This window comes from Rhodococcus sp. SG20037 (assembly GCF_031763325.1).
Lineage (GTDB): Bacteria > Actinomycetota > Actinomycetes > Mycobacteriales > Mycobacteriaceae > Rhodococcus_F > Rhodococcus_F qingshengii.
The window spans coordinates 905,457-931,732 of sequence record NZ_CP134497.1 but is presented as its reverse complement, the minus strand read 5'-3'; the positions used below and the strand labels follow the sequence as shown (position 1 = coordinate 931,732).

Below are 26,276 nucleotides of genomic sequence, written 5' to 3'. Positions count from 1 at the left end.
CACCACACTTCGTCACACCGAGCACGTGGGCTCGATCTCGCGATCGACATCGTGCCGGCCGTCCGCGAAACGAACCGATCAGTTTGATCGATCGGTTACGGTCTTTCGATGCAGCTTCGGTTGAAGGAACATTGGAAACTGGTCGCACTCGGACTGGCATTGCTCGTGGCGATCGCGTTCATCGTCGTATCGGTAATCTCCGACTCCAGTGATGCGGCATGGCCGAAGCAGAAGACAGGCGGTCCGATCGTCGAGCAAGGCGTTGTCGACGTAGACCTCTCCGATCCTCCGCAACAAGCCTGGGAACTCGATGTCCGAGCGCTCACGGACAACCCCGGGGACGTGCTGCTGTCGATGCCTTCCACGCTCGATGGCTACTACGGCTACGGCAACACGTACCAAGTCGGTGACGTGCTGGTGGCCGCGACTGCTTATCCGCTTCCCAAGACCGACGAGTCTTCGTCGAGTCAGGGAGTCGGTGCCGTCACACTCGTCGGGGTGAATCCCGACGACGGAAGTCCGCTGTGGAAAACGCGAATCGGCGGAGTCATCGGCCAGTGCAGTCAGCAGAACGAATCCACGATCATCACGTGCTGGGGCGATCGACGGATGATCTTTGTCGATACCGCGACCGGAACTCTGATGTCCGACCTCGGAACCGACTTCGATCTCAATGGCGCCACCATCGCCGGAGACACCGTGTACACGTCCGGCGAAAGGATGGACGGAACGGTTCGAACACGAATTCTTGCCAGCGGCACCACAACCAATTTGACGGCCAACTTCGTGCGTACCTTCGAACCAAGTGAGAAGTTCGGAGCCGTCTACACGGTCCCTCACACCGACACTGTCATTGCGATGGAACAGGGCGACGGCGGGGACCCGCAGTACCGCTATCGAATCTACGATCTGCAGTCCGGCGCCGAACGATTCCGATTCGAGGGCGATTCGCTTGTCCCTAACGGGAACGGATTGTTCCTCACCAGTGTCGGCGGCCGGTCGGGATATGCCGGAACCCAAAACCTCTTGGCTTCCGACGGATCCACGATTCGTGCGATACCGATTCCCTCGTACTCATCGTCGTCCTACCCAAGTAAGCCTTCGACGGCGGTGCCGATGTTTCTCGGCGACGGCGCCTACGATCCGGAGTCGGGTGACGAACTTTGGCGCAGTTCACAAATCGTCAACACCGCGACGGCCGGGACAGGAAGCGCCATCGCCGCGGTGGTAGGAAAAACAATCCTGGTCACGTCTCCCGAGACGCGCACAATCTCGGGTCTCGACATCGAGAGTGGCCGACAGTTGTGGCAAACGCCCTGGCAAGACGCGTACTGGGTTCGAAGCGGTGCGACCGATGGCGACCACTTCGTCTTCAGCGACTACACCGGCATGCACGCGATCCGGGCTCGCGACGGAAAGATGATGTGGTCGGTTCCCCTTCCCCCAGAAGTTGATCCACGCGGAGTCGTCGTCTCGAATGCCGGCAAAAACGTGTCGTTCTCCTGGCAGAACCATTTCACCGTTTGGCGTTAGGCCGGCAACATCACCGATACCGTGTCGTACTGACCAGCCAGTTCAGCAGCAAGCAAATGGCTAGACGTGCAGCATCAATGGCCACAATCCAGTCTGGCGCGTTTGTTCAATTTCGGGGGAACGATCTCGAACAACTGCATATATCTCCGCGACTCCAATTTCGGAAAGATCAGACCAGACCTGCAGTGAAGGGGTGCGTAAAAATCGCACCGACTCAGGTATCTGATCCAATCCAACCGTAAAGGGAGCCAACGGGATGGTCGCGAAATCCCCAATTTGCAGTCGGCAACAAATAGTCCAGTTCGCGCGCAAACATCTGCGTACCGGGGGACCGAACTCAGACCAAATTCGTCGTCATTTCGGTTTGCAAAAGCGCGCGTTCTTCACGCAGCTCGACACCCATCTGGACGATTCTGCACTTTCAATGCCCGAAAAAGTTGCACTCCGCCGCATCTGCCGACAGGAGGATAGAAGGTGCCCGATCAAACGTATGAACGTCTCAGCAGGTCAAGCCAACCCACCCCGGCCGATGTACGACGCGCTTCCTTTCCCACCCCGGAATCATCCCGCTTGACGATCGAAAGCCGCCAACTACGTTGAGCCGCTTGATTCTTCCGCAGTCCCCTCTTCTCGGATCGGGATCATCGGAGATCCAACAGCCGCGCGACTTTCAGGCTCAAATGCAAGGCCAACCGGTCGTCGCCGTTTGCCAAGTCTGCTCGTGTTATCTCCTGAATTCGCCGCAAGCGATAGTACAAGCTCCCTCGATGCACACAGAGCGCCTCTGACGTTCGCTTTACGTCACCGGCATGGTCCAAAAAACTCTCCAGCGTCGCGAGAAGAGCCTCACTTTTCGAGTCCTCATGGCTGAGCAAGGACTGCAAACCTGAGTGAATACTGTTCTCGAGTCGATCCTCCGACAGTTCGGCCAGAAGTCCGTAGACGCCGAGATCCCGATAACGCACAACATTTCCGAGCACCTTGACGACCTGGGCCACATCTGCGGAACGTCTGGACTCTTCGTAGGATTCGCGCACGTGTGCAACCGAGGTTCGCGGTTCACCGATACCGACCCAACATTCGATGTTCTGGCGCCCACTTTCAGACAAGACTCGCTCCCGGGCTGCCACGATCAGCGAGACCAGATGGGTTTGAGTCGAGCGTTCGGCCACCGATACGATCAACAGACTGTGGTCGGGGCGGTCGAGTTGGATTGCACTGTTCCGCGGGAGCCTCCGACGAAGCTGATCGACGCCGACGGCAACACTCAGACGATCTCTTTCGGTCAATGTCGACTGGTCGCCAGGACGGAGCAACACAGTGACCACGACTGCTGGACCCGCAGCCAACAAGCCCTCCTCGGCCAACCTGTTTGCCGCGTCCTCGCGCAGCGACCGCTCGCCCGACAGGACGTCTCGAGTAAGTTCCCGCTCCCGACTTCGGGACAACTCGTCCAGCAACTGTTCGCGGTGGAGGATCATCGCTGCCGCATCAGCCGTGCGCCTCAAGACCTCGGCTTGATCCTCGTCAACTTCGCCCTCCGAAGTCAACAGCCAGACGAAGCCCAGCAGCGCATTGCGGTATCGGATCGGCATCCCGACCCGGCCAAGGGTCAGCCCTAGTTCTTTGTTGACGGGAACAGTGAAGAGATCGAGGGCTTCACGGCCTCCACTCGCGTAGATGAAGTCTACGATCTCGCGTGAAACATTCCGCTGTAGAACGGAATTCATTCTGACTGAATCGACGGCACTGTCATGCGAGTTGTACGCGAGCAGACGAATCTGTACATCATCGATCGCAACGGAACGGTCCAGTCGGCGCCCGGTAGTGTCCACCAAATGCTGCAGTTCTCCGACCATGGTCGAACTGTACGAGCCCCCTCTCCGGTTTGCAACATATGCCCAAATTTCTACGTAGAAAATTGAACACATGACAGTGATGCAAATAACTTTTGCACCATAGGCTCGCTTCATGCCAAGCACCCGAGACCCGTGACGTCTTCACTCGGTCCGCAAACCGGCAGAAGTGGCAGCGACGAGATCTGTTGCAGCCGTGGGATTTGCGTAATGGGGAGCGAGGCCGGCCGGCACGATCTCCCTCAGACGAAGTCGCCTCCGACCCGAAATCGACAAACGACCTTCGGTCGCCAGTTCAACATCGAATCCCACCGACCTCTTTCAATGTCGAATACCTCGAATGACATCGGTGACCGTGACGTCGCAAAGCCGTTGCCATTCAGCATATCCCGAGAGGAATCATCATGACGGGCACAGCAAATGCTCCTGCAGAGCATCAAACCGAGACTCCACCTGGACGTCGATCGGCGCGCCGTAGGGCCCTGATTGCCGGCGCGACAGGCAACATCGTCGAATGGTTCGATTTCACGATCTACGGTTTCACTGCCGCAGTTCTCGCGACAGTGTTCTTCCCTCCGGAGTTCGGCAGTGGCGCACTGCTTGCCACCTTCGCTCTTTACGGAGTCGCCTTCTTGGCCAGACCTGCCGGCGGCATATTCTTCGGACGGCTTGGTGACCGCCTCGGCCGACGGAGGTCACTGTCCCTGGCAATTACGCTCATGGGCTGCTCGACGGCGGCAATCGGTCTCCTACCGACGTACGCTTCGATCGGTGTTGCCGCACCGCTGTTGCTGCTGCTGTGCCGATTGGTTCAAGGATTCTCGGCCGGGGGCGAATACACCGGAGCTGCCACCTTCGTCGTCGAGCATGCGCCGTCCCACCGCCGAGGCTTGTACGCAGGGATAATCAGCTCTTCGTCATTTGTCGGCAGCATCTTGGCCACGGTCACAGTCTTGTCATTCAGCTCGGTCGGCGCTGAGCACTTCGCCGACGGAGGATGGCGTTGGCCGTTCATCATCGGAGGCGTTGTCGCCATGGTGGGCCTGTTCATGAGGCTTGCCGTCGAGGAGACTCCGGCGTTCAAGGAAATGCAAGAAAACGATTCCCTTCCAACCCGCCCACTCGCAGATCTGTTCCGCAATCACTGGCGGACTCTGCTCACGTCCTTCGTGTACTTCGCCTCGCTCGGTGTCGTTACTCATATGCTGCTCGGCTACATGCCGACATTTCTGGTTCTCTCAGCCGATGTTCCGAGCACGGTTGCACTGCTGATGACAACCGGCGCTTTGGTTCTCGCAGTACCGCTGTTCATCTTCTTCGGCGCCACGGTCGACCGAATCGGCCGGAGGCCACTCGTCAGAATCGGCATGGTGATGTCAGTTTTCGTCTCGGTGCCCAGCTACATGCTCATCGGTACCGGAAACATTTTCGCGATTGCCGTTGCACTGGCTTCTCTGGTCCTCGCGCTTTCCTTACTCGCGTCCGCTTTGCTCGTAATTCTCGAAATGATGCCGACGCATGCGCGATTCACCGGCACGGCAATCCCCTACAACATCGCATATGCACTTTTTGCAGGGACCGCTCCTCTGGTGTGCGCAGCACTGGTCAACGCCACTGGAAGCGATCTGTCGCCTGCCTTCTATGCGACCGCCATCGCTTTGATCGCGCTTCCCATTCTGTGGCGAGGGATTCCGGAAACGAAAAACTGGTCTGCCACGCAGGGCAGCCCGACGAAACATTTCTGACAACGGACGCGCCACGGCTGTGATTTTTTGCGCAGCTGTCGATAGCGTTCCGATGGCCGCCACGAGAGAGTTGAGGACGACGAACACCTCTGGACTTTCAGGTGCCAAATTCATTAAGACAGAGCCGAATCCGAGAAGTCGGGATGAAGCTCTCCAGAGGAAGTCGACGGCGTCGGAATTACCAGAACCCAAGCTTGCCGGATCGAACAGCTGTGCTTTCGATCCGGCGAAGCCATCAGTAGAAAGAGAGGCCGAAAGTGCCTACCGACAAGACCGATGCAGTTGTGGTCGGAGCTGGAGTGATCGGCAGCTCCATCGCCTACGAACTGGCCGCTCGAGGTTACGAAGTCCTGGTCATCGACAAGTCTGGTGGTCCGGGCTACGGCTCGACCAGTGCATCCAGTGCGGTTATCCGGTTCAACTACTCCACATTCGACGGTATGGCTGCGGCTTGGGAGTCGCTGCATTGCTGGCAAAACTGGAACGAGCATCTCAACGCGAAAGTCGACGGCGCGCTTGCGAAGTTTCGGCAATGCGGAATGGCACTGCTCGACGTCGACGTCGCACCCCACGCGCGCACGATTGGATTATTCGAGAAGATCGGAATCGACTACCAGCTCTGGGACGCAACGACACTCGTCGAGAAGATTCCCGGTATCGACGCAGGTAAATACTATCCACCCAAGCCAGTCGACTCGGAGTCCTTCTTCGCAGATGCGGAAACCACGCTCGGCGCGCTGTACACACCTCAGGCGGGGTTCGTCGACGACCCGCAACTGGCTGCCGCGAATCTTGCTGCGGCAGCACGTTCGCACGGTGCGGTTTTCGCATACAACACGCGTGTAGTGGCAGTCGAGCAGTTGCCTGACGGCATCTGGCAGCTAGGGCTCGACGACGGGGAAAGTGTGAAATCCAAGATTGTCGTCAATGCAGCCGGCCCCTGGTCAGGAGCGTTCAACAAGCTGTCGAACGTCGGGGCCGACTTCAAGGTTTCGGTTCGGCCCTTGCGCCAGGAAGTTCATCACGTCACCGCACCCACTGGCTACAACGACGACGAGATCCTCGGCCCGATGATCGCCGATTTGGATCTCGGAACCTACATGCGAGCCGAACCTGGAAACGGTTTCCTTGTCGGCGGAACCGAACCGGATTGCGATCCGCTCGAGTGGATCGACGATCCTGATACCGCCAACCCGAATCGCACTGTTGCCCGGTTCGAAGCGCAGGTTTTCCGCGCCGCCAGGCGTTTCCCCACACTGGAGGTCCCGTCACAACCGAAAGGTATTGCCGGCGTGTACGACGCAGCATCCGACTGGACCCCGATCTATGACAAGACAGACAGGCAAGGTTTCTACGTCGCCATGGGCACCAGCGGGAACCAATTCAAGAATGCCCCTATCGCTGGGCGCCTCATGTCCAGGATCATCGACCAGGTGGAAGCTGGACACGATCACGACGCTGATCCCCTGACCTATGTCGGGATGCACACCGGGCTCGAAATCGACCTCGGCGCATTCTCCCGCCTTCGGGCACCCAATGCCGAGTCGACCGGGACCGTCATGGGTTAGAAGTGTTGTCCGGCTTGGAGAATCGATAGCCGCGACAACTGAATAGACACGGCTGTGGGTGTCCACCACGTGGTGGACACCCGCAGCCGACTTCTCCTTCAACGGCGTCTACGGAAAATCGCCCGTCGAACGTGTCAGCGTGCACATCGTCGCCGGGACGAACAGCTACCGTGCATGGCATTTTTTCAAGTAGCTCAGGAACGATGCCTGCAGCCCGGTGACGTGCGTCTCGTGCAACAACGCGGTCGAAACATCCTGCGACCACCCATTGCCGTGCAACTGCTCCACGACAGCAAGAACGTTACGTGCCAGTCCGCGATAGATCGGAATGGGCCCTGTCAGTTCGGCTTCGTTCAGCGTGACGTGCAATTGCGGCACGACTGAGCCCACGCCACGCTCGGGCAGTGCCTCGACCAGTGTGTGGATCTGGCTGTCGGCGTTCACAACTCCGGGACTACCCGCACCGAAGGTCGCGAATGGGGGCGCGTCGCGCAGCCATGCGTAGAGGGCGAAAAGGCCTCCGTACGAGTACCCGAAGAGTCCGTGCCCGGACTCGCTGACACGTAGCTCCGACGAGTACAGGCGAGGGTGGAGTTCGTTGGTCAGGAAGTCGAGGAAGACGTCCCCGTGGGTGTCTGCCAGCTCCTCGAGGTAGGCGTCCACGTACTCCTGGGTCATTGCACCCGAGTCGCGAGCAGCGGCGAGAGTAGCCATCATTTCTTCGCCTACCGGTTCCCCAGGCGGCACGAGATCGCGGTTGCGGAGCCGTGCCCAGTTGGCAGCTTCCTCACCGGCATATCCGACGCTGACCTGGATGTACGGGGCGACCGTCAGGTACGGGTCTGCCTGCGTGACGATGAGCGGGGCGGTAAGACCTACAGCCCAGTTGCCGTCCATCACGTAGATCAGCGGTAAGGGATCCATGGAGTCCGCGTAGCCGGGGGGTGTGGTCACCCAGACGCCGTAGCTGTGTCCCGACTTCGCCGTGATTTCGAAGTACTCCGTGTCTGCAAAGCATCCGTGCAGCATTGCGCTCATCGAACGTCTCCCTTGACGATATTTCCGGACTTCACGACGAGAACAGCCATGTCCGGATCGGCGAACACCTTTGCGTCTCGGAGTGGGTCTTGCTGCCAGGCAACCATGTCCGCCTGCATACCGACGCGGATCGTCCCGACGCTTTCCCCGATACCGAGAATGTCGGCATTGACGCTGGTGGCCGAAACGAGTGCATGCATCGGCGACTCCAACTCCGCGCGCAAGTGCAACTCCTCACCTCGGCGCTTTTGGTGCGGCCCGATGAGGTCCGAGCCCAGGCCGATCCTCAGGCCTGCTGCGCGAGAGGCCTCGAGCGCTCTGGCCATGCGTTGACGCACTCCGGCTGCACGCTCTCGTATTGCCGGGTCCAGGTCCATGCTTTCGGTGTCCGCCAACTGCTCGACCACGGCGAAGGTAGGGACCAGAGCCACGTCATGCTCGCGCATCAGCTGGGCGGTCTCTTCGTCGATGTCGGTGCCGTGTTCCACGCACCGGACACCGGCTCGCACTGCGTTGCGAATGCCCGCATTGTTGTGCGCGTGCACCGTGACGTAGGTGCCGCGCGACGCTGCTTCTTCCACTGCCACGGAGATTTCCTCGACGGTGAACTGTGTGTCGGTGAGGTGGTCATGGCCTCCGACGACACCGCCGGTGACGCACAGTTTCAGAAATGTTGCACCTCGGCGGAACGACTCGCGCACATTGCGTCGTAGCTCGTCGGCATTGCCCGACATCAAGGACAGGGCGCAGAGCCCGGGAATGTGGTGCATGTTCCACAGCTCGGTCGGCTCCCACGCGGCCCCGTAGTAGCCGTGTCCACCGGTCTGGCACTGCACAGGACCGCACGAGAGGACGCGCGGACCACGCACCTTGCCGCTCGCGATAACGTCGACGACTCCGCCGTCGATGCCACCGACGTCTCGCACCGTGGTGAAGCCCGCGTCGAGGGCATGGCCCGCGGTGGCGAAGATGCCCGCAGCCAGTTCGGCTGCCGAGAGCTCAAACCCGAATTGCCTTCGGATCGGACTCGAAATGCCCAGGTGGACATGGGCATCGATGAGCCCCGGAGTTAGAAGCATGCCGTCCAAGTCAACCGTGGTCGAACCCGACGGCGCCTGTCCGATCGCGGTGACAATGCCGTCGCTCACGCACACGTCGACTTCGACCGGGTCGGTACCCGATCCATCCGCGACCATGCCGCCGGCAAACCATACGTCAGTCAAAGGGACCTCCGAGCATTGGAAACCACTCTCCTAAACACTGGTGAATTCGATATGCGGTACCGTACTCAACAGTGGTGAACCCGTCAATGGAGGTAGCGTGAGATCGCCGGTTGGGGAGGGTCGAGAGCGACTGTTGCAGGCACTGTTCGACGAGTTCGGTGAAACCGGCCCAAGCCCGAAGCTGTCGATGCGCCAAGTAGCGGAGCGACTCGGAGTGCACCACACGCTGCTGACCTATCACTTCGGATCACGACCGGGACTCCTCAGCGCCGTGCTGTCGGAAGCTCGCCGCCGTGACAACCTCGTCATCGCCGCGATGGGCAAAGATCTCGGGTTCGCAGCCCTGTGCAGGGTGATCTGGAGCTTCTACTCGAACGCCGAGCACGAAGATCGAAGCCGCACCTTTTTTCACCTGGCCGGACTTGCGGTTTACGAGCACAAAGCATTTCAAGATTTCGCCGCCGACCTCGACGATTTGGCGCACCTCCTCGAAGCGGCGGCCCTTCGCGAAGGATTCACAGTGGTGGATGCAAAGCAGCAGAGCATCATCGCAACCGCATGTCTGCGAGGACTGTTGCTGCAGAGGTTGCTCACCCCCGACGCCGAGGTCGACGCGGCAGCCGAGCGCTTCATCACCTCGTTGACAGCGTCCACCACGTAAACCCCTCATACACAACCGATCACCCCCGTTCGAGATCACCGGCGCGGGGGCGTTTTCCCTGGGCTCGGGCATGTTTCGGCGTGAGACGGTTCCCTGAGCCCCGGTTGAATGATGGTCGATCACCCTTTCGACATCTGTACGAGCGAAACGCCGAAAGATGCGACAAGTGAATGTATCCCGGCTCAGCAGACACACGACATCATCGACAAGTCCGATGATTCACACGAGTTTCGAAAGTCAGGATCGAATTGTGACCGTTACCTTCCGCGCCGCAGAGTTGAACAGCGCAAGTGGGATCTTCCAGCAAGCACTGCTGGGCCAACCCAGTGCAGAGCCACTCGGCGGAGACATCATCACTCGTGCAGATGTCGAGTTCACCAGTGACGACGGCCGCATTCAATCCGGAGTCTGGGAGAGCGAACCGGGAAAGTCGCGGTGGGAGTTCCTCACCCGCGGCGAGATCATCACCATCGTCTCCGGCGCCATGACCGTCGAGGAGGACGACGGCGATCCCGTACATCTCGTTGCCGGTACGAGTGCAATCTTCCCAATCGGATGGAAGGGTACGTGGACGGTCACCGAGACCGTACGCAAGGTGTTCGTCGTATACAACGTATGACCGAGAGAATCCGCAACATCCGACTTTCACGGCCCGTCGTACGGACGGATCTCACGACGCAGCCCACTTGCCCTGAGTACCTGTCGCTGCACTCCCGCCCTCACGGAATCCTCGGTGCCGATTACTCTCACATGGTTTCTGGCGCGAGTGATCGCCGTGTACAACAACTCCCGAGTCAGCAGTGACGACGCCTCGGCCGGCAACATCACCGATACGGTGTCGTACTGGCTGCCCTGGCTCCGGTGAATCGTCATCGCGTAAACGGTCTGCACCGACGAGAGTTGGCTCGGGTGAATCAGAAACGCATCACTGCCCCGCTGGAATGCGGCAATAGGCACGCCATCCTCACGCTGCACGATCACCCCGGCGTCCCCGTTGTAGATCTTCGCCTCGTAGTCGTTGGCCGTCACGAGCAGCGGTTGGCCCGGATACCACCGCGTCGGGTCAAGAAACTGCCCTGATGCCGTGCCGACCCACTCCATCGCCTGTTGCGCCCATCGCCCGACTCCGTAGGGCCCGTCACGGTGGGCGCACAGAAGGCGGTGCGATTCCAGGCCTTTCAGTGCGCCGATCGCATCACCCACCTCGGCCGACGCCGTCACCACCTCTGAACTCGCAACGATGTCGGCGCGCAATGCGTCAACATCCTCGGGCGAATGGAAGGAGACGGCGGGATCACCGCTGCGCAGGATACGCAGAACCTCAGCGGAATCTCCCGCTCGAACTGCCCTGGCCAACGACGCGATGGTTCCGTCGAAGCGGCGCCCGCGTGAGAGTTGAATGATCCCGCCCCGCAGACGATCCTGCTCATCCGCACCCAATGCCTCTTCGGAACCAGTGGCCGTGAGATCGTCACCCACCAACTGTGTCAGCGTCGGATTTCCACTGACCTTTACCGGGCGGGCGACAAGATCAGCAAGAACAGCGCCCGCGTCGACTGAGGTCAACTGGTCGGGATCGCCGACGAGCAGTAGCCGGGCATCGGGGCGAACGGCTTCGAGCAGGCGCGCCATCAACGTAAGGGAGACCATCGACGTCTCGTCGACGACGACCACATCGTAGGGAAGTCTGTTGGTCGCATTGTATTTGAAACGACTCGAACTCCCCCGCTGCCAACCGAGTAGGCGGTGCAGGGTCATGGCCGCGAGTTCTTCGGGAAGGCCAAGGCTCGCGGTCTGCTCACGTACGGACTCCTGCAGCCGTGCTGCGGCTTTACCCGTCGGTGCGGCCAGACCGATACGAGCATTCGAACCCAGTTCCTCCGACAGGAGAGCGAGAATACGTGCGACCGTATGGGTTTTGCCGGTTCCGGGCCCACCGGCGATGACGGTGGTCCACTGTGTCGCGGCGAGAGCAGCTGCTATCCGTTGACGATCCGGCGCGATGGTCGGCCCGTTCTCGTCGACGAACAGCGAATCCAGCCGCGTTCGGACCGCTTTCAGGTCGGCGGGCGGCCACGTGGACGCCCGCTCGTCGAGCACTCGCCGAATCGTCTGCTCCTGCAGGAAATATCGATCGAGGTAGAGGAGTTCACCGTCGTCCGTGTCGACCAACCGGAGCGGTCTGAGAGGTCCGGCGTTTCCGCCGATCACCAGAGGGCTCAGCCGAAGGGCGGCAACGATCTCCGACGGTTCGGGCCACGGCAACGACGTGAGTTCCTCCTCCGTCGCATTGTCGACGCTCACATCACGCATCCGTTGCAGATCGAGGCACACCGAACCTGAGCGCACAGCGCGGACCGCCAACGCTGCGGCCAGCATCACCTCGTCCGACGTTTCACCGCCCAGGCTGCACACTCTCGTCGCGACATGAACATCGGCGGCAACCAGAACCCCGGCTTCGTTGAAGATTCGCACGATCCCTTTGGCGCGCTGCGCCAATTGCGCCTCGGTCATCGAATCTTCTCCCCTACTGTGTGGGACGCATCAAGACCGGCCAGCAGATCCGATAGTTCAACCGTCAGCTGAGCAGGCGGTTTCCATTCGAAGACACCGCATTCCGGCGGGCTGTCCGGGCCGAGCATCCCACGCACGAATTGATACTGCGCGCCCCCGAGATGACGGTGCGGATCGTAGTCGGGCAGGCGCCACCGCAGATACCGATGCAGTGCAACCGAATACAGCAGTGCCTGCAGCGGATAGTGCGAGCGCATCATCTCCGTCGCCATGAGTTCACGCGTGTAGTTGGCAGCCGTCAGATCGCCGCGACCGATCCGGTTGGTCTTGTAATCGACGATCACGAACGACGGGCCCGGGATCCGCAAGACTGCGTCGATACTGCCCGTCAGGAATCCGCGCATCGGTGACGTCTCGACACGGTCCAGATAGTCGGCGTACGACGCCAGAATGTCGTCGGAGGAAAGGTGGCGCCTCAACAGTTCCGACACTCCGCGGAGTGTGACACTCATCGACACCGGATCGTCGCCACCGGCCAGTGGGAGTTCGAAATCGAGTTCGGGAAGACGATCCTTCGGCGCGATCGTGGCCAAGGTTCCGAATCCCAAGGGAGTCTGCATCACCAGATACAGCGCATCCGCGAGTGCTTCGGAGTCGACCTCGGCCGCCCGAACCGAGACCGCCTCGGCGCAACGCATCCCGAGTTCCGCTCTCAGATCTGCCGCAGCCGTGTCCACCACCTCGAGCACCTCATGCACCAGCGTGCCGAATGCGGCGCCCGCGGGAAGTCCGTTCATGGGTGAAGGGAACGCCTCCAGGGGCGAGGGGGTAATGCTCTCGAGATCTACGGAATCCTCTGGCTCGTCGTCTTTTTCGGGATCCTCGACCTCACTGCCCGTGGTCGTGACCGCGTGGTGCGCTCCGGCGGTGAGTGCCGAGTACGACGTACGACGCCACAGAGTGTCCAGGTCTCGATCGAAACGCGCCGCGGCCAGTTCGGTCACGTCCGCAGCCGCTCTGGACCAGTGCACGGGCGAGGGCGGATGGGGACCAACAGGTTCCACCGAGATCACGTCGGAAGCTGCTGCCGGCCAGGTTGCGAGCCGTGCTGCGGTTGTACCGTCGTCGAGCACCTTCACTACCCGAGCAGGTTCGGCGATGCCGGGAGTACGTCCGAGCATCAACCGGTGCAGCGGCGAGCGGGAGGTCCCGTAGCTGGGTGCCCACCAGAGCACGAGTTGGCACTGCGCCCGGGTCAGCGCCACGTACAGCAGCCGCAGTTCTTCGCCCGCTTCTTCGGCCTCCGCAACAGTCTTTCTGGCGTTGTACCCCGGGCCTTCCTGCCCGCCGACGTCGAGGATGCGGCGTCCCTCCGGGTCGTGCAACAGCTGCGTCGGCGAGTTGAAGCCGCCAACGCTCTCCCAACTGAACGGGACGTAGACGATCGGGAACTCGAGCCCTTTGGTGGCATGCACCGTAGCGATTTGCACTGCGGCAGCGTCACTGTCGAGGCGACGGCTTCTGTCGGTCGCACTCCCGGACGTCGGTTCCTTGATCCGGTCGGAAAGCCAGCGAACCAGTGCGCTCAACCCGAACGCTTCCTCGGTCGCGACGCGACCGAGGAGTTGTGCGACGTGCCGCAGATCGGTGAAATCTCGTTCGCCGGACGGGGCCTCGAGTACACGCTTCTCCAGATTTGTTTCGGCAGAGATTCTTTCGAACACAGCCGCAAACCCGACGCGTGCGAACAGCCCGGAATAGGAGCGCAGTTGACCTGCAAGTTCTGCAACGACGTTGTCGCCGTCCTTGTCCAGTTCTTCGGAGGTGCGCCCGAAAATCGGCGAGAGGGCCGTCAACCGGACACGATCGGAGCGATGGGGCTGCTCGATCGCCTGCAACAGCCACAGCCACTGGGTCGCACTGGGTGTCGCGAAAACACTGGACCCTCCGGTCAATACGGAAGGTACACCGACGGCATCGAGAGCATCGCGGATCATCGCCACGTGCTTGTGGGTGCGCACCAACACCGCGACGTCTCCTGGTTCGACCGGGCGTGGATCACCGTCGACTGCCAAGCGGGCATCGCCGCCCAGGAGGGCGACCACGTCTGCTGCGACGTCGTCCGCGACGCGACTGCGAAGTCTGCCTACGGCAGGAAATCCCGAACGATTGAGCGGTCCGGCTCCGGTACGAGGCAGATGGCGTACACGCATCGGCACCGGGCCGAACAACCGAGACTTCTTGTGCGAAGCCTCCACTGAATGCGCGACGATGCCTTCGTTGCCGAGTGCGGCACCACCGTAGAGGTGTTCGAGTGCCGCCAACAACCCTGGGTCGCTACGCCAATTGGTGGTCAATTCCTGGTGCGCATCCGCCTGATCGACCGCATCGAGATAACTCAGGACTTCTGCCCCGCGGAACGCATAGATGGCTTGTTTGGGATCACCGACCAGGACCAGGGTGGTGTGTCCGTGGAAGGCCAACCGCAGAATGTCCCACTGCAACGGATCGGTGTCCTGGAACTCGTCGATCAACACAACCTTGAACTTTTCGCGCACCCGACGACACGCGACGGGACCGTATTCCGGATCCGTCAATACACCGTGCAACAGCGTCAGCAGATCGTTGAAGTCGCGAATTCCTTTGGTCCGCTTACGTCGTTCGACCTCGAGGCGAGCAGCAGCCGCGAAGAGGACGCGCTGACCGGGTGCGGTCTCCTCCTCGCCGTCGGGTTCGAGAATTGCCTGACCATCGCCGACTGCGCTTCGGGCGATGGCCAGCGCGTCCTTCGTGGAGAACGGTGGAGACGAGTCCGTCCGGCTGTAGCGGCTGAGGTACAAATCCGAGACGACCTCACTGATCAGGTCGTCGACCGACTCCACAAAAGTTGTGTCCGGTTCACGTTCCCCGGCGATGCCCAGCCCGTCGAGCATCCTCTGACAGAAACTGTGGGTGGTCGTGATGGTGCCGGCGTCGAACTCCGCGAGAGCGCGCAGGAGTCGGCGACGCCGCACGCCGATCTCCTCGTCGTCAGCTGTGGCGAGGTACGCCACCAGATCATCATCCGACCGCCTCGCCGCCTCCGGGTCGACCAGAGCGGCGGACACTCCCGCGAACCTCTCCCTGGCACGCTCACGAAGTTCCTGAGTGGCGGCCCTACTGAATGTCACCAGCAGAACTTGCGATATGTCGGCGAGACCTTCGGCAACACAACGGGTCGCGAGTCCGACGATCGCGTAGGTCTTGCCAGTTCCGGCGCTCGCTTCCAACACCGTAGTGCCGGTAGGCAGTGGCCCCAATAGATCGAAGTCCACGGGTTACTCCGCTCTTTCGTTGGTCAGCAACGGATCCCACAGTCGTCGGGCGAGAACTCCGAATCGAGTCGGTTCCTCGGCCCAGACGAATTCGTCGTCCGACGGCGGATCCGCAGCCAACTCCGCCAGTGTTCGAGCTTCTCCGAAAACGTAAGCGTTGCTTGGATCGATCATCTCGCCGTACTGCCCGGTCCACTGGGTGTCCGCACCGTTTGTCGCATCGTCGACCGACTCGCCACCAAAGCGTCGGCGCGCATATTCGGCTGAAGTCGCGGCCCACATCGGCAACGGGCGCTGCAGCCCCCGCTCCCGTAGGTCCACCAATTGCTGCAGTATCTCGACCGCATTGCCCGGCGCATCGAGCACCGACCGTGCCGCTGCGATCTTTCCCCGACCCCGTCCGATCGAGACTGCATCGAGCGGACCGGGTCGTCCGTGTGATTTCAAGGCGAGGAGATTGATCCAGGCCGTCATCCGATGTTTAGGCGCCAGTGAGGAATACGACGCTCGCACCACTGAATTGCCGTGCACACCGGTTACCGTTCCGGTGAGACGACGCCCGTTACCGAGGTCTATGTCGACGTCGACAGCTTCGGAGTCTCCGTCGAAGTGCGGCAAGGCAAGTCCGGCAATCTGATCGACCACCCATTCGACGTTGCCCAGAACCGTAGCGCCCAGGTTGTAGGGCGGCAGAGTGCCGCGGCGCCACTCGGCTGCACGAAAATCCGCAGAGCTGCGTCCAGCCAAGCGCGAGAGAAGCATTCGGTCACCCAGAGCCCAGGTGGACAGTGGATCGAGCTCGGTTGCCAGCGAATCCGCGATGTCGTCGTCGAGTTCCGGTACCCGGACGCCGAGGCGTTGGCGCAGAAAACCACGCGCGGGATGTACCAGGAAGTTCACCAAGTCGGCGAGGTTCACTTCCTTCGGATGCACCTCGGGTAGCTCGGCCGACAAGACTGTCGGCAATTCGACCGGTGTTCCGGAGGCAGCCCTCGCACCGGCCAGCGCTGCCGTGTCGAAGCTGAACGGCTTGTTCGGCGCGAAGTTTCGATTGTCGAACGATTGCAACGGATGCCGTGTCAGCACCCCGTTCACAGCGTCCGGACCTACCGTCGCACTGAGTACGTCGAGAAGGCCACTGAGGGGGATCGCCGGTGGTCTGACGACACCGGTGACCGGATCGGCACCGGTATACAACAGAATCAGATGCTCGCCCGCAGACATCACGGCATCGAGAAGCAGTTGCCGGTCTTCACTGCGCAGATCGCGCTCCCCCACAACGGGATCACGTGACAAGATGTCGTCGCCGTCGACTCCACCGGTTCGAGGGAACAATTCGTCGTCGAGTCCGATCAGCACGACCACGCGATGCGGTACCGAACGCATCGGAACCATCGTGCACACCGTCAGTTCGCCGGTTCGGAAGTTGGCACGCGTCGGTCTGCCCGCGAGGCTGCGCGAGAGCATCGCGCGAACATCGGCCAGACGTAACACCGTCTCTCCGCCGAATTCGACAGCAGCTACCAGTTCGCGGTGGGCCCCCGCGCTCTGCCAGGAATCTGCGGGCGCTGTGTCGGTCAGCAGATCCAGGGCCCGCATCAGCACACGAAGCCATTCGGCCGGTGAATGTGGGCCGGCAAGATCGCGAAGCGAGACGGCCAGGCGATCGACGAACTCTGCGAAACGTCCAGTCAGGTCGATGTCTGTGCCGTCCACGTCATCGAGTGGTAGCGCGAGATCCAACCAGGCATTTTCCGATTCGTCCGCGCTGACCCCCAACAAGATTCGGTCCATGGCGGTGTTGAAGGTGTTCTGCGGAAATGCGTCGAGGCCGAACGTGGCACGCTGCCGACTACCGATTCCCCAGCGAGCACCCGCTTCCGTCGTCCATTCCCGCAGTCTTTCCAACTCGTCGTCGCCCCACGAAAAACGTGTGCGGACAGGCTCGGCCGCTGCCAGGTCGAGAACCTCACTGGCTGTGGCCCGGCCGTCGGCCAATTCGAGGAGAGAGCCGAGAACGGCCAGGACTGGATTGGTCTGACGTAATCCGCGGTCTGCCAGCCTTACTCGAAGAAGATGCCCGGGGTGGCCATGGACGCCTTGTCCGAATGCAGCACGAACCAAGGGTGCGTACGTTTCGACGTCCGGGCACATCACGAGTACGTCGCGTGGCTGCAATGTCGGGTCGTCCTCGAACAATCGGAGCAAGCATTCGCGGAGCACCTCGACCTGCCGTGCCGGCCCGTGGCAAGCGTGGACCTGAACTGTCCCATCCGGTTCCGCTGCAACGCTGGGAGCACGATCTGCGATGACGTCGGCTTTGACCGTCGCCAGGAGGGATTTCGGGCCGGCTGGTTCGGGAAGATGCACCGACTCGAACTCGGCGGCACCGAGGCTGATCTGAAGTTCACGAACGTCGCGAGCAAGACTCGACAGCAACGGATTGGCGGATATCAGCGCTGACCCGTCTTCCGAACGTCGGATCGTGCTCTCACTTCGAGGCTGCATGCGCGAGCTCATCTTGGTCCACAGCGCGGGGCTGGGATGCGGGAGCCAGATGTGCACGTCCCGATTCGCACTGAGTGCGCTCAAGATCATTCGCTGATCGACCGGCAGCCGGGTCGGCCCGAAGACCGACAGACGTTCCGGTAGGTCGACCAAGGCCGGGTCCTCGACCAGCGCGCGGCTCACTTGCCCCAGTCGCTCTGCGGGCCCCGGAACGTCGATCTTGTCCGCGACGATGCACCACAGACGTGCCTGCCATTCGAAATCCTCCGACAGCGCCAATCCGTGTCCGTCGGTCAACCGCCCGGCGGCCCAGTCGATCAGCATCTGCGGGCGTTGCGCGGCATAACTGCGGAAGAGTTCGGTGACATGTGTGGCGGAGGCAAACCGTCGACCTTCACGATGGCCTTCGAGATGTTTCGCCAGGACTCCGCACCAGGGCTCGCCGAGGGACTTGTCGATCACATCGAGAACCGTCCACACCAATCGCGTCGGCGACCATGGGTCGTCGTCAGCCGTGATTCCACTGACCGCGGCCACGGACTCCGCGACCAGGCGCGCGGGTGAAGGAAACGCGATGTTCGCAGAAATTCCGTCCACTGCTGACGGTCCGGACGTGCCTAGCTGGGAGGACAGCCGCTGATTGAGCCAACGCTCGACGCCCTTGGCCGGCACCGCAACAGTTTCCCGGGCGAATGGATCCGACAGCGGGGTACGGAGGAGCGTGGCCAACGCCGAGACCAAGGTGTCCGAACGCTCGGCCCGGTACAACTTCAGCAATCTTCGCTCCCCTCACTCCGTCCAGACGTCCATCTCACCACGGCGCTGTGACAGGAGACGCCGAACCAGCCTCACGCAGCGGTGACGCGCAGGCAACATGACCGCAACCGGACGTTCGTACTGTGCGGGAATGACCAGTCCCGTCACCACACCTCGCCCCGCTGGAACCGGTCTCGACATCTCCGGCCTCGGCAAGACCTTCGAGATGGGTCGTCGGTCGGTGACCGCGCTGACCGACGTGTCCCTTCAAACCAGCGAAGGCTCTTTCCTGTCTCTGCTCGGGCCGTCCGGATGCGGGAAGTCCACCGTTCTCCGCATCCTTGCGGGCCTCGATAGTCCGACGTCGGGAACGGCCCTTGTCAACGGGCAGTCGCCCGCCGAGTTACGCAAGCGCCGCGAACTCGGAATCGCCTTCCAGGATTCGGCTTTGCTGCCGTGGCGAACAGTGGCCTCCAACATCAAACTGCCCCTTCAGGTTGCCGGCATCGATCCCGACCCCGACCTGATAGCCGACCTGATCGCGCTCGTCGGCCTCGAAGGATTCGAGAAGGCCAAGCCCGCCCAATTGTCCGGCGGTATGCGTCAGCGTGTGTCGATCGCACGATCGCTCGTGGTCAAGCCGAGTGTCCTCCTACTCGACGAACCCTTCGGCGCGCTGGACGACATGACCCGTCAACGGCTCAACATCGAATTGCTCAGGATCTGGACCGAGAAACCGGCGACCACGTTGATGGTGACTCACGGAATCGCCGAAGCCGTGTTCCTCTCCGACGTCGTTGCCGTCATGACGCCGCGGCCCGGACGCGTCCTCGAAGTCGTGCCGATCGACCTGCCGCGCCCGCGTACACCCGAGATGATGCGTACACCCGAGTTCCACGAGATCCACGACTACCTCTCCGGACTGCTCTTCGGAAAAGCAGGCGTCGCATGACAATTACCGATATCGAGAACGTCGCGACCGCGGCGGCGCAGCCATCTGTGCCGCGCCGGATCCGATTGAAGCGTCCAACGTGGTTCGGCGGTGCAGTCGGCATCTGCGGACTGATCGCTCTCTGGTGGATTCTGGCGGCGGCCGGTGTTGCGGGAGGCACGATTCCGACGCCGTGGGTAGTTGTCTCGACGATGTTCGACGACGGTTGGTCGCTGTACGGACCCAATTTCACCGTCACGGCTTCCGGTGCGCTGCAGGGCTTTCTCTGGGGAAACCTGCTGGCGATAACGCTTGCCGTGCTTGTCGTTCTCATTCCGCCCATCGAGGGATTGGCCACACAACTGGCGATCCTGAGCTACTGCACACCGCTGTTGGCGCTTGGCCCAATCATCCTGGTCGTCTTCGGCGGCCGGACCCCCACAATCTTTCTCGCCGCAATGTACTGCTTCTTCACCACGATGGTCGGCACACTCGCCGGCCTGAGATCGGCCGACAAGACGAGCCTCGATCTCGTCGCCGCCTACGGCGGTGGGCGTTGGCAGAAGTTCACCAAAGTTCAACTTGTGAGCGCACTTCCGAGCACCTTTGCTGCCCTCAAGATTGCTGCACCTTCGGCCGTACTGGGTGCAATTCTCGGTGAGTATCTCGGCGGGGTGGACAGCGGGATCGGCGTCGCACTCACAGCCGCTCAGACGTCGTACAACGTCCCGCGAACGTGGGGAATGGCTATCGCCGCCGCCTTGCTCGCCGGTCTGGGGTACGCCGTCGTCGCAGCGATCGCCCGGCTCGTCACCCCGTGGACGAGCGCTCCGGGAGCACAGAAATGACCGCGGTACGAGGAACATTGAGATTCCTCGCCCCGATTGCCATCGCCTCGGCGCTGTTGCTTGTCATCTGGGTGGTCTTCCTCAACGCCTTCCCCCAGGTCGGCCCGCGTGTGGGAAAGACGCCGGCCGACGTCTGGGAGTACCTGTTCTCCGGCCCAAAATCCGCCGACGCTCGTTCGGGCATCATCGACAACCTGTTCATCACTCTGCGCGACGCCGGTGTCGGCTTTGCCGTCGGAATGACTGCCGCGCTCGTGGTGGCATCGATCTTCGTCGTTTTCCGCACTGTCGAACAGACTTTCATGCCCGTTGCAATGCTTCTACGATCTGTTCCTCTCGTTGCGATGACCCCGATCATCGTCCTGATATTCGGCCGCGGAATCGTGGGTGTGACGGTCATGGTTGCGATAGTGGTGTTCTTTCCGGCCCTGGTCATGATCATGGTCGGTCTGCGCGCCGCTCCAGCTCAGGCACAAGACCTCATCGCTGCGTACGGCGGGAGTCGTTGGACCGCATTGCGAATGGTGTCCGTACCGTCCGCACTTCCGGCGGTGTTCGCCGCCGCTAGGGTGTCAGTGCCCGGCGCTTTGATCGGAGCACTGATCGGCGAATGGCTCGGTAGCGGTCAAGGCTTGGGTTCGAGCATGATCAAAGCCATTCCGCGCTACCAGTACAACGAATTGTGGGCATCTATCGTGGTGATCACCGTGGTGTCGATCGTCCTCTACGCCGTGGTCGGGATCTTCGAAAGCATCGCTCTGTCTCGTTTCGGTCCTTCGGCGGGCAAGTCGTGACATCTGTTAACACGACCTCAACAAACTCTCTCTCCCAAGCAAACTGAACGAAACCGACTGGCCCTAGTGTTCCGATTCATGACGCCATTCAAGCCCGTCCGCCAGCTGGACCGCAGGGCCTTCTTCCGCTACTCCGCGCTGACCGGCATCGCAGTCGCCGGTAGTGCGTCATTGCTCGCGTGTAGCAGTGACTCCAGCAGTTCGAGTGGCGGAACCACGGACGACGGTTCCGAATTCGGAACAGTTGCAGTGCAGTTGTCCTGGATCAAGAACATCGAGTTCGCCGGTGAGTACTTCGCTCTCGACAAGGGGTACTACAAGAATGCCGGCTTCGGAAATGTCGACCTGGTGGCAGGCGGCGCAGCCGGCACCGGCGTCGAAGCCGGTTTGGACACCGGCAAGGTGTGGATCGGAATGTCCGCACCGCAGCTCACAGCCCCCGCCGTACTCGACGGGCTGGAGGCAAAGATCGTCGGTGCGACATTCCAGAAGAACCCGTTTGCGATTGTCAGTTCCGCTGCGGCACCGATCAACTCACCACAGGACATGATCGGCAAGAAGATCGGTGTCCAGGATTCCAATCAGCTCGTCTTCGGAGCTCTCCTGGCAGCAAACGGCCTGACCGAAAGCCAGATGACGATCGTGCCCGCGCAGTTCGATCCGAGCCCCTTGGCGAACGGCGAGGTGGACGGCTGGGTCTCCTACGTGACCAACGAGCCGATCACACTGGCCGCCAAAGGTTTCCCCAACGCCCACTTCCTCTTCGCGGACTACAACCTGCCGTTGGTCGCCGAATCGTTCACGGTTCTCCAGTCCACCATCGACAACGAGAGGGACAAACTCAAGGCATTCCTGAAGGCCGAGATCCAAGGATGGAAGGATGCGGTCGCCGATCCGGCAGAGTCGGCACGGCTTGCCGTCGAGGTCTACGGCAAGGACCAGAACCTCGAACTCGAAGAGCAGATCAAGGAAGCCACCGCACAGAATGATCTGGTGGTGTCGGCAGATACCAAAGCCAACGGGTTGTTCACGATGACACCCCAACTGATCGAACAGAACATCGCGGCACTGTCGAAAGCGGGGCTGGAGATTACGGCGGAGCAACTGTTCGACATGTCGATCCTCGAAGAGGTGTACGCCGAGAATCCGGAGCTGATCTGACTGCCGAGCGTCAGCGAACCTCCCGCGCGAGTACGCCCGAGATGAATAGCTGTACAAGGACCTCGGCCTTGTACCGGTCATCGGACCCAGCACCGATACAAAGGTTCCCGATGCCTTTGAGCACGTTGTACGCATCGACCCGCGAAGCAGTGCCAACGGACTCGAGCGCTGCCGCGAGGAGGGAGTCACATACCGGAACGAGGCGGTCGACGAAGTAGATATGCAGAGCGTCGGACCCGGCGCTGTCTCCTTGCAGTGCACCGGCGAGCCCATGCTTGGTTACCAGGAACTCCACGAACAAAGCCACCCATGCCCGCAAAGCCGCCTCGGGCGTTGCACTCTCCGCGAGCATCTGTGGGCCCGCGTCCGCACACGCCTCGACTTGGTGTCGGTATACGGCTACCACCAACTCGGGACGCGTCGGGAAGTGGCGGTAGATCGTCCCCATGCCGACGCCGGCCTTCGCCGCAATCTCCCGCACCGGAGCGTCGACTCCGGACTCCACGAACACTGCTGCCGCCGCGTCGAGCAGCGCCTGCTCGCTTCGACGTGGGCGACCGACTTGCTTGGGAGACGCGACGCGCGACTGCTCGTCCTGGGCATCAGCCATGTGCACTCCTCGCTGACTCACAACATATGTTTGCATTACGGAGCAACGCTCCGTAATGTTGCGGAGCGACGCTCCGATAAACAGTATCGCAGGGTGCAGCCTCAGCAAGGAACTTGCCATGACCTCATCAATGATCGACACTCTGAACGGCATCATCGGCGCCGGCACCCCGGTCGTCTCCGTTGCCCCCGTCGAGTTGTTCGCCCCCGATCGACTTGTCCCGCTGGAAGTACGTGTGTCTGCTCCGGCAGCAGGCACGAACCTCCCCGTTGTGGTGTTCTCCCACGGCAACGGCTGGAACCTCGATGGATACTCGCCACTCACGGCATTCTGGGCATCCCACGGATTCGTGGTGATCCAGCCGACACATCTGGACTCGCGCCGGAACGGTTTCGGGTTCGACCACCCGGTTTTCCCGACGATCTGGACTGAGAGGATCGCGGATCTCACACGCATCCTTGATCAGCTCGACACCATCGAATTTGCCGTGCCCGGGCTTGCCGGCCGCATCGACCGCAGTCGAGTTGCCGTCACTGGTCACTCCTGGGGCGGGCAAACCGCTCAGTCACTCCTCGGAGCAAGGATCTTCGACGAGTCCGGCCAGGTCGGCCAGGACATGTCCGACAGCCGCGTCACCGCGGGAATCCTTTTCGCAGCAACCGGTCTCGGCGGCGAGAACCTACATCCGTTCGCGCAGGCGAACTTCCCGTTCATGCGCCCCTCGTTCCAGGAACTGACGACGCCGACACTCGTCGTCGCGGGCGACCACGACCAGTCCAAGATGTCCAGCCGCGGACCTGACTGGTTCACCGACGCCTACACGCACAGCCCCGGAGCCACCGACCTCCTGACCTTCTACGGTGCCGAGCACGCACTCGGCGGAATCGTCGGATACGAAGTCGCCGAGACCACTGACGAGAACCCAGAGCGGGTCGCCGCCATCCAACGGATGAGTACTGCCTACCTTCGGACCACGTTGCGCATCGATGAGACCAGCTGGCCAGCGGCCCGGGCCGCATTCAGCGACAACGCCGACCCGATCGGCCGAGTCGACACCAAGTAATGCGGCAGTGATCCGACTTATTGGCCGAAGTTGAACCTGAGATTCGCATTGATCAAGGTGTTGAGCCGCTTTCGCATTCTGACAACCTCTGCCTCGGGCGGTATCGGATCGTCCAACGCAGCATCGTGCTGTTTCCGACCGCCTCGATGTCGAATCGGATGACGGCGTCGGGTCGGTCCGGCCAGATCGACGACCAGATCACCAGCTCCGGTTCTTCAGCCCTGACGATCTCCGGTGCGATCTCGCTCTCGAGAAGTTCCAGCCAGTGCCGGGCGGGCTGGCGGTACGGATCGATCAATGCCTCGAACATGAAGCGCGCAGGCGGCGGCTGGCTCCGGCGCCTCGTCGCGACTTGCAGCATGGCACGAGCGTAACCGCCTCTCAAGGGCATACCTCTGCCTTCGCAGTGCTGGATCCACGAAAACTGGGATAAACCGGGCATCGACGGAGGACACTCAGGAGCACATCCGTCTGGGAGGGCCGCTCATGCGTAAACGCCATCAGGTTCTGCTTGCAGTGTCCGCAGCGATCGGGCTGTCTCTGACGCCGATCAATGCGTCGGCGACACCGAGCACGGGAGTACACGGTGAAATTCTCGGGCAGGTGACTTTCGACGGCAAGGACTACATCCTGCGTCAGATCACCATCGACCCCGGCGGTTCCACCGGTTGGCACTTCCACGACGGGACGCTCTACGCGCTGATCGCGCAGGGCACGTTGAGCCACTACCGATCCGATTGCTCCGTCGACGGGATCTACAGCGCCGGAAATACTTTGATCGAACCGAGCGGTTCAGATCATGTGCACATCGGAAACAACTCGCAGACAACACCATTGGTGCTCGAGGTCGTCTACGTCAATCCGGCGGGCAGCCCCCTCTCCGAAGATGCTGCGCCTCCTAACTGCCAACTACCCGGCTGACGGGGCAGAAGAGTTAAACCGCACCGGCATCGATTCGAGCCCGGACACGAAGTTGGCCGCACGCCGCTGCAACGGCGCGTCGGTGGCAAGTTCCATGTCCGGCAGCCTGGCGAAGAGTTGCTCGAACATGATCCGTCCCTCCAACCTGGCCAGCTGATTGCCCAGACAGAAATGAGTTCCGAAGCCGAAGGCCACGTGCGGATTCGGTGTGCGGCCGACATCGAACCGTTCGGCGTTCAGGAACACGGACTCGTCGAAATTTGCCGATTCGAAGAGCAGCAGCATCTTCTCACCTGCCTTCAGCTGCGCGCCGAAGAAATCGGTGTCACGGGTCAGGGTTCGAGCCATGTTCTTGATCGGCGAGGACCACCGCAGCATCTCCTCCATTGCCAAGGGAATGGCATCGGGATCGTCGACTAGCTCCCGGCGCTGGTCCGGATGGCGCAGTAGCTGTTCCATGCCGCCGCTGAGCACGTGCCGTGTGGTCTCGTCACCGCCGATCAGGATCAGCAGGGATTCGTTGACGATTTCCTGATCGGAGAGGGCTTCGCCGTCGACCGCACTGTGAATCAACGTGCTCACCAAATCGTCGGCCGGGTCGCTCCTCCGCTCGGCGATGGTTCGCATCATGTACGCGGTGAAATCGACGTACGCAACCATCATGGCCTGCAGTTGATCCTGGGAAGCGTTGCTTCCCAATGCCTTCACCAGATCATCCGACCACCGCAGAAACAACGCGCGTTCCTCGGGACGGACACCCAACATGTCACCGATGACGGCCATCGGCAGCGGTGCTGCCAGGTCTGCGACGAAGTCGGCTTCTCCTTTCTCACAGACGGCGTCGATCAGTTGATCGCAGATCTCCCGGATACGGCCGGCCTTGGCTTCGACTTTCTTACGTGTGAAACCCGCGTTGACCAAGCGTCGACGTGTGAGGTGCTGCGGGTCGTCCATGTCGATCATCTGCGGCAATGGACCGGTTTCGGGGCGGATGCCACCGGCGTTGGAGAACAGTTCGGGATCCCGCTCGGCTGCGACGACGGCGTCGTAACTCGCGGCCGCGGTGATTCCGTTGGCGTCGTCTCGGTACGCGGGCTCGTGATCACGCATCCAGGCGTATGCGTCGCGCACATTCCCGAGGTCTCCGCTGTAGAAGCGTCCGTCGATCAAATCGAAGGTCGGTCTGGTAGCCATCACTCCACCTCTCGCACAACCCTTGCCTCAATAAGTAG

20 protein-coding genes are annotated in these 26,276 nt (G+C 61.4%); 11 read left to right on the top strand and 9 right to left on the bottom strand.

Annotated elements, in window-relative coordinates; translation table 11 throughout:
• Positions 1-108 precede the first annotated feature (108 nt).
• Entirely contained in the window at positions 109-1,533 is a 1,425-nt protein-coding gene (locus RHP72_RS04330; RefSeq protein WP_311094385.1) for a PQQ-binding-like beta-propeller repeat protein, read from the top strand.
• A 641-nt stretch (positions 1,534-2,174) separates the two neighbouring features.
• On the opposite strand, the gene RHP72_RS04325 is transcribed toward RHP72_RS04330, so the two are convergent.
• On the bottom strand, positions 2,175-3,392 hold the full coding sequence (locus RHP72_RS04325) for a helix-turn-helix domain-containing protein (RefSeq protein WP_161120949.1): 1,218 nt from the start codon (positions 3,390-3,392) through the stop codon (positions 2,175-2,177).
• A gap of 401 nt (positions 3,393-3,793) precedes the next feature.
• Between RHP72_RS04325 and RHP72_RS04320 the strand changes: the two genes are divergently transcribed.
• The gene (locus RHP72_RS04320) at positions 3,794-5,134 is read left to right on the top strand and encodes an MFS transporter (protein WP_161120950.1); all 1,341 of its coding nucleotides are present in this window, start codon (positions 3,794-3,796) and stop codon (positions 5,132-5,134) included.
• 257 nt (positions 5,135-5,391) lie between these two features.
• Entirely contained in the window at positions 5,392-6,702 is a 1,311-nt protein-coding gene (locus RHP72_RS04315) for an FAD-dependent oxidoreductase (RefSeq protein WP_311094384.1), read from the top strand.
• A 165-nt stretch (positions 6,703-6,867) separates the two neighbouring features.
• Here RHP72_RS04315 and RHP72_RS04310 read toward each other — a convergent pair whose 3' ends face one another.
• Together RHP72_RS04310 and RHP72_RS04305 are read right to left on the bottom strand one after the other, a co-directional pair.
• Complete coding sequence (locus RHP72_RS04310) at positions 6,868-7,740, bottom strand: alpha/beta hydrolase (RefSeq protein WP_003945529.1); 873 nt, start codon at positions 7,738-7,740, stop codon at positions 6,868-6,870.
• Positions 7,737-8,963, bottom strand: coding sequence for an amidohydrolase family protein (locus RHP72_RS04305; protein ID WP_311094383.1), 1,227 nt, complete (start codon positions 8,961-8,963; stop codon positions 7,737-7,739). The genes RHP72_RS04310 and RHP72_RS04305 overlap by 4 nt, the downstream gene beginning before the upstream one ends.
• Positions 8,964-9,060: 97 nt before the next feature.
• On the opposite strand from RHP72_RS04305, the gene RHP72_RS04300 reads away from it, so the two are divergent.
• A complete protein-coding gene (locus RHP72_RS04300) occupies positions 9,061-9,624 on the top strand; it encodes a TetR/AcrR family transcriptional regulator (RefSeq protein WP_311094382.1) in 564 nt (187 codons plus the stop codon).
• Between the two features lie 250 nt (positions 9,625-9,874).
• On the top strand, positions 9,875-10,243 hold the full coding sequence (locus tag RHP72_RS04295; protein ID WP_311094381.1) for a cupin domain-containing protein: 369 nt from the start codon (positions 9,875-9,877) through the stop codon (positions 10,241-10,243).
• Positions 10,244-10,269: 26 nt separating this feature from the next.
• Here RHP72_RS04295 and recD read toward each other — a convergent pair whose 3' ends face one another.
• Genes recD through recC form a run of 3 tightly spaced genes read right to left on the bottom strand, consistent with a single transcriptional unit; the run spans position 10,270 to position 18,737 of the window.
• On the bottom strand, positions 10,270-12,138 hold the full coding sequence (recD, locus tag RHP72_RS04290) for an exodeoxyribonuclease V subunit alpha (protein ID WP_311094380.1): 1,869 nt from the start codon (positions 12,136-12,138) through the stop codon (positions 10,270-10,272).
• Complete coding sequence (locus RHP72_RS04285; RefSeq protein ID WP_311094379.1) at positions 12,135-15,452, bottom strand: UvrD-helicase domain-containing protein; 3,318 nt, start codon at positions 15,450-15,452, stop codon at positions 12,135-12,137. Before RHP72_RS04285 ends, recD begins: the two co-directional genes overlap by 4 nt.
• Positions 15,453-15,455: 3 nt before the next feature.
• Positions 15,456-18,737 (bottom strand): exodeoxyribonuclease V subunit gamma, encoded by a 3,282-nt coding sequence (gene recC / locus RHP72_RS04280; RefSeq protein ID WP_311094378.1) that lies wholly within the window; start codon positions 18,735-18,737, stop codon positions 15,456-15,458.
• A 97-nt stretch (positions 18,738-18,834) separates the two neighbouring features.
• Between recC and RHP72_RS04275 the strand changes: the two genes are divergently transcribed.
• The 4 genes from RHP72_RS04275 (at position 18,835) to RHP72_RS04260 (ending at position 22,450) form a co-directional block, all read left to right on the top strand.
• Positions 18,835-19,668, top strand: a complete 834-nt coding sequence (locus RHP72_RS04275) for an ABC transporter ATP-binding protein (RefSeq protein WP_003945415.1) — start codon at positions 18,835-18,837, stop codon at positions 19,666-19,668.
• Positions 19,665-20,495 (top strand): ABC transporter permease, encoded by an 831-nt coding sequence (locus RHP72_RS04270; RefSeq protein ID WP_003945560.1) that lies wholly within the window; start codon positions 19,665-19,667, stop codon positions 20,493-20,495. Before RHP72_RS04275 ends, RHP72_RS04270 begins: the two co-directional genes overlap by 4 nt.
• Entirely contained in the window at positions 20,492-21,289 is a 798-nt protein-coding gene (locus tag RHP72_RS04265) for an ABC transporter permease subunit (protein WP_311094377.1), read from the top strand. The genes RHP72_RS04270 and RHP72_RS04265 overlap by 4 nt, the downstream gene beginning before the upstream one ends.
• A 78-nt stretch (positions 21,290-21,367) precedes the next feature.
• Positions 21,368-22,450 (top strand): ABC transporter substrate-binding protein, encoded by a 1,083-nt coding sequence (locus tag RHP72_RS04260; protein ID WP_058039310.1) that lies wholly within the window; start codon positions 21,368-21,370, stop codon positions 22,448-22,450.
• A 10-nt stretch (positions 22,451-22,460) separates the two neighbouring features.
• Here RHP72_RS04260 and RHP72_RS04255 read toward each other — a convergent pair whose 3' ends face one another.
• Complete coding sequence (locus RHP72_RS04255; RefSeq protein ID WP_007734129.1) at positions 22,461-23,060, bottom strand: TetR/AcrR family transcriptional regulator; 600 nt, start codon at positions 23,058-23,060, stop codon at positions 22,461-22,463.
• Positions 23,061-23,178: 118 nt separating this feature from the next.
• On the opposite strand from RHP72_RS04255, the gene RHP72_RS04250 reads away from it, so the two are divergent.
• The gene (locus RHP72_RS04250; RefSeq protein ID WP_058039224.1) at positions 23,179-24,123 is read left to right on the top strand and encodes an alpha/beta fold hydrolase; all 945 of its coding nucleotides are present in this window, start codon (positions 23,179-23,181) and stop codon (positions 24,121-24,123) included.
• Between the two features lie 52 nt (positions 24,124-24,175).
• On the opposite strand, the gene RHP72_RS04245 is transcribed toward RHP72_RS04250, so the two are convergent.
• On the bottom strand, positions 24,176-24,484 hold the full coding sequence (locus RHP72_RS04245; RefSeq protein ID WP_253741529.1) for a hypothetical protein: 309 nt from the start codon (positions 24,482-24,484) through the stop codon (positions 24,176-24,178).
• Positions 24,485-24,609: 125 nt separating this feature from the next.
• Between RHP72_RS04245 and RHP72_RS04240 the strand changes: the two genes are divergently transcribed.
• The gene (locus tag RHP72_RS04240; RefSeq protein ID WP_003945598.1) at positions 24,610-25,044 is read left to right on the top strand and encodes a cupin; all 435 of its coding nucleotides are present in this window, start codon (positions 24,610-24,612) and stop codon (positions 25,042-25,044) included.
• Here RHP72_RS04240 and RHP72_RS04235 read toward each other — a convergent pair.
• Positions 25,033-26,238 carry a cytochrome P450 gene (locus RHP72_RS04235; protein WP_064075149.1) on the bottom strand — a complete coding sequence of 402 codons (1,206 nt, stop codon included), beginning with the start codon at positions 26,236-26,238 and terminating at the stop codon, positions 25,033-25,035. The two genes, RHP72_RS04240 and RHP72_RS04235, sit on opposite strands and share 12 nt — an antisense overlap.
• Positions 26,239-26,276 lie beyond the last annotated feature (38 nt).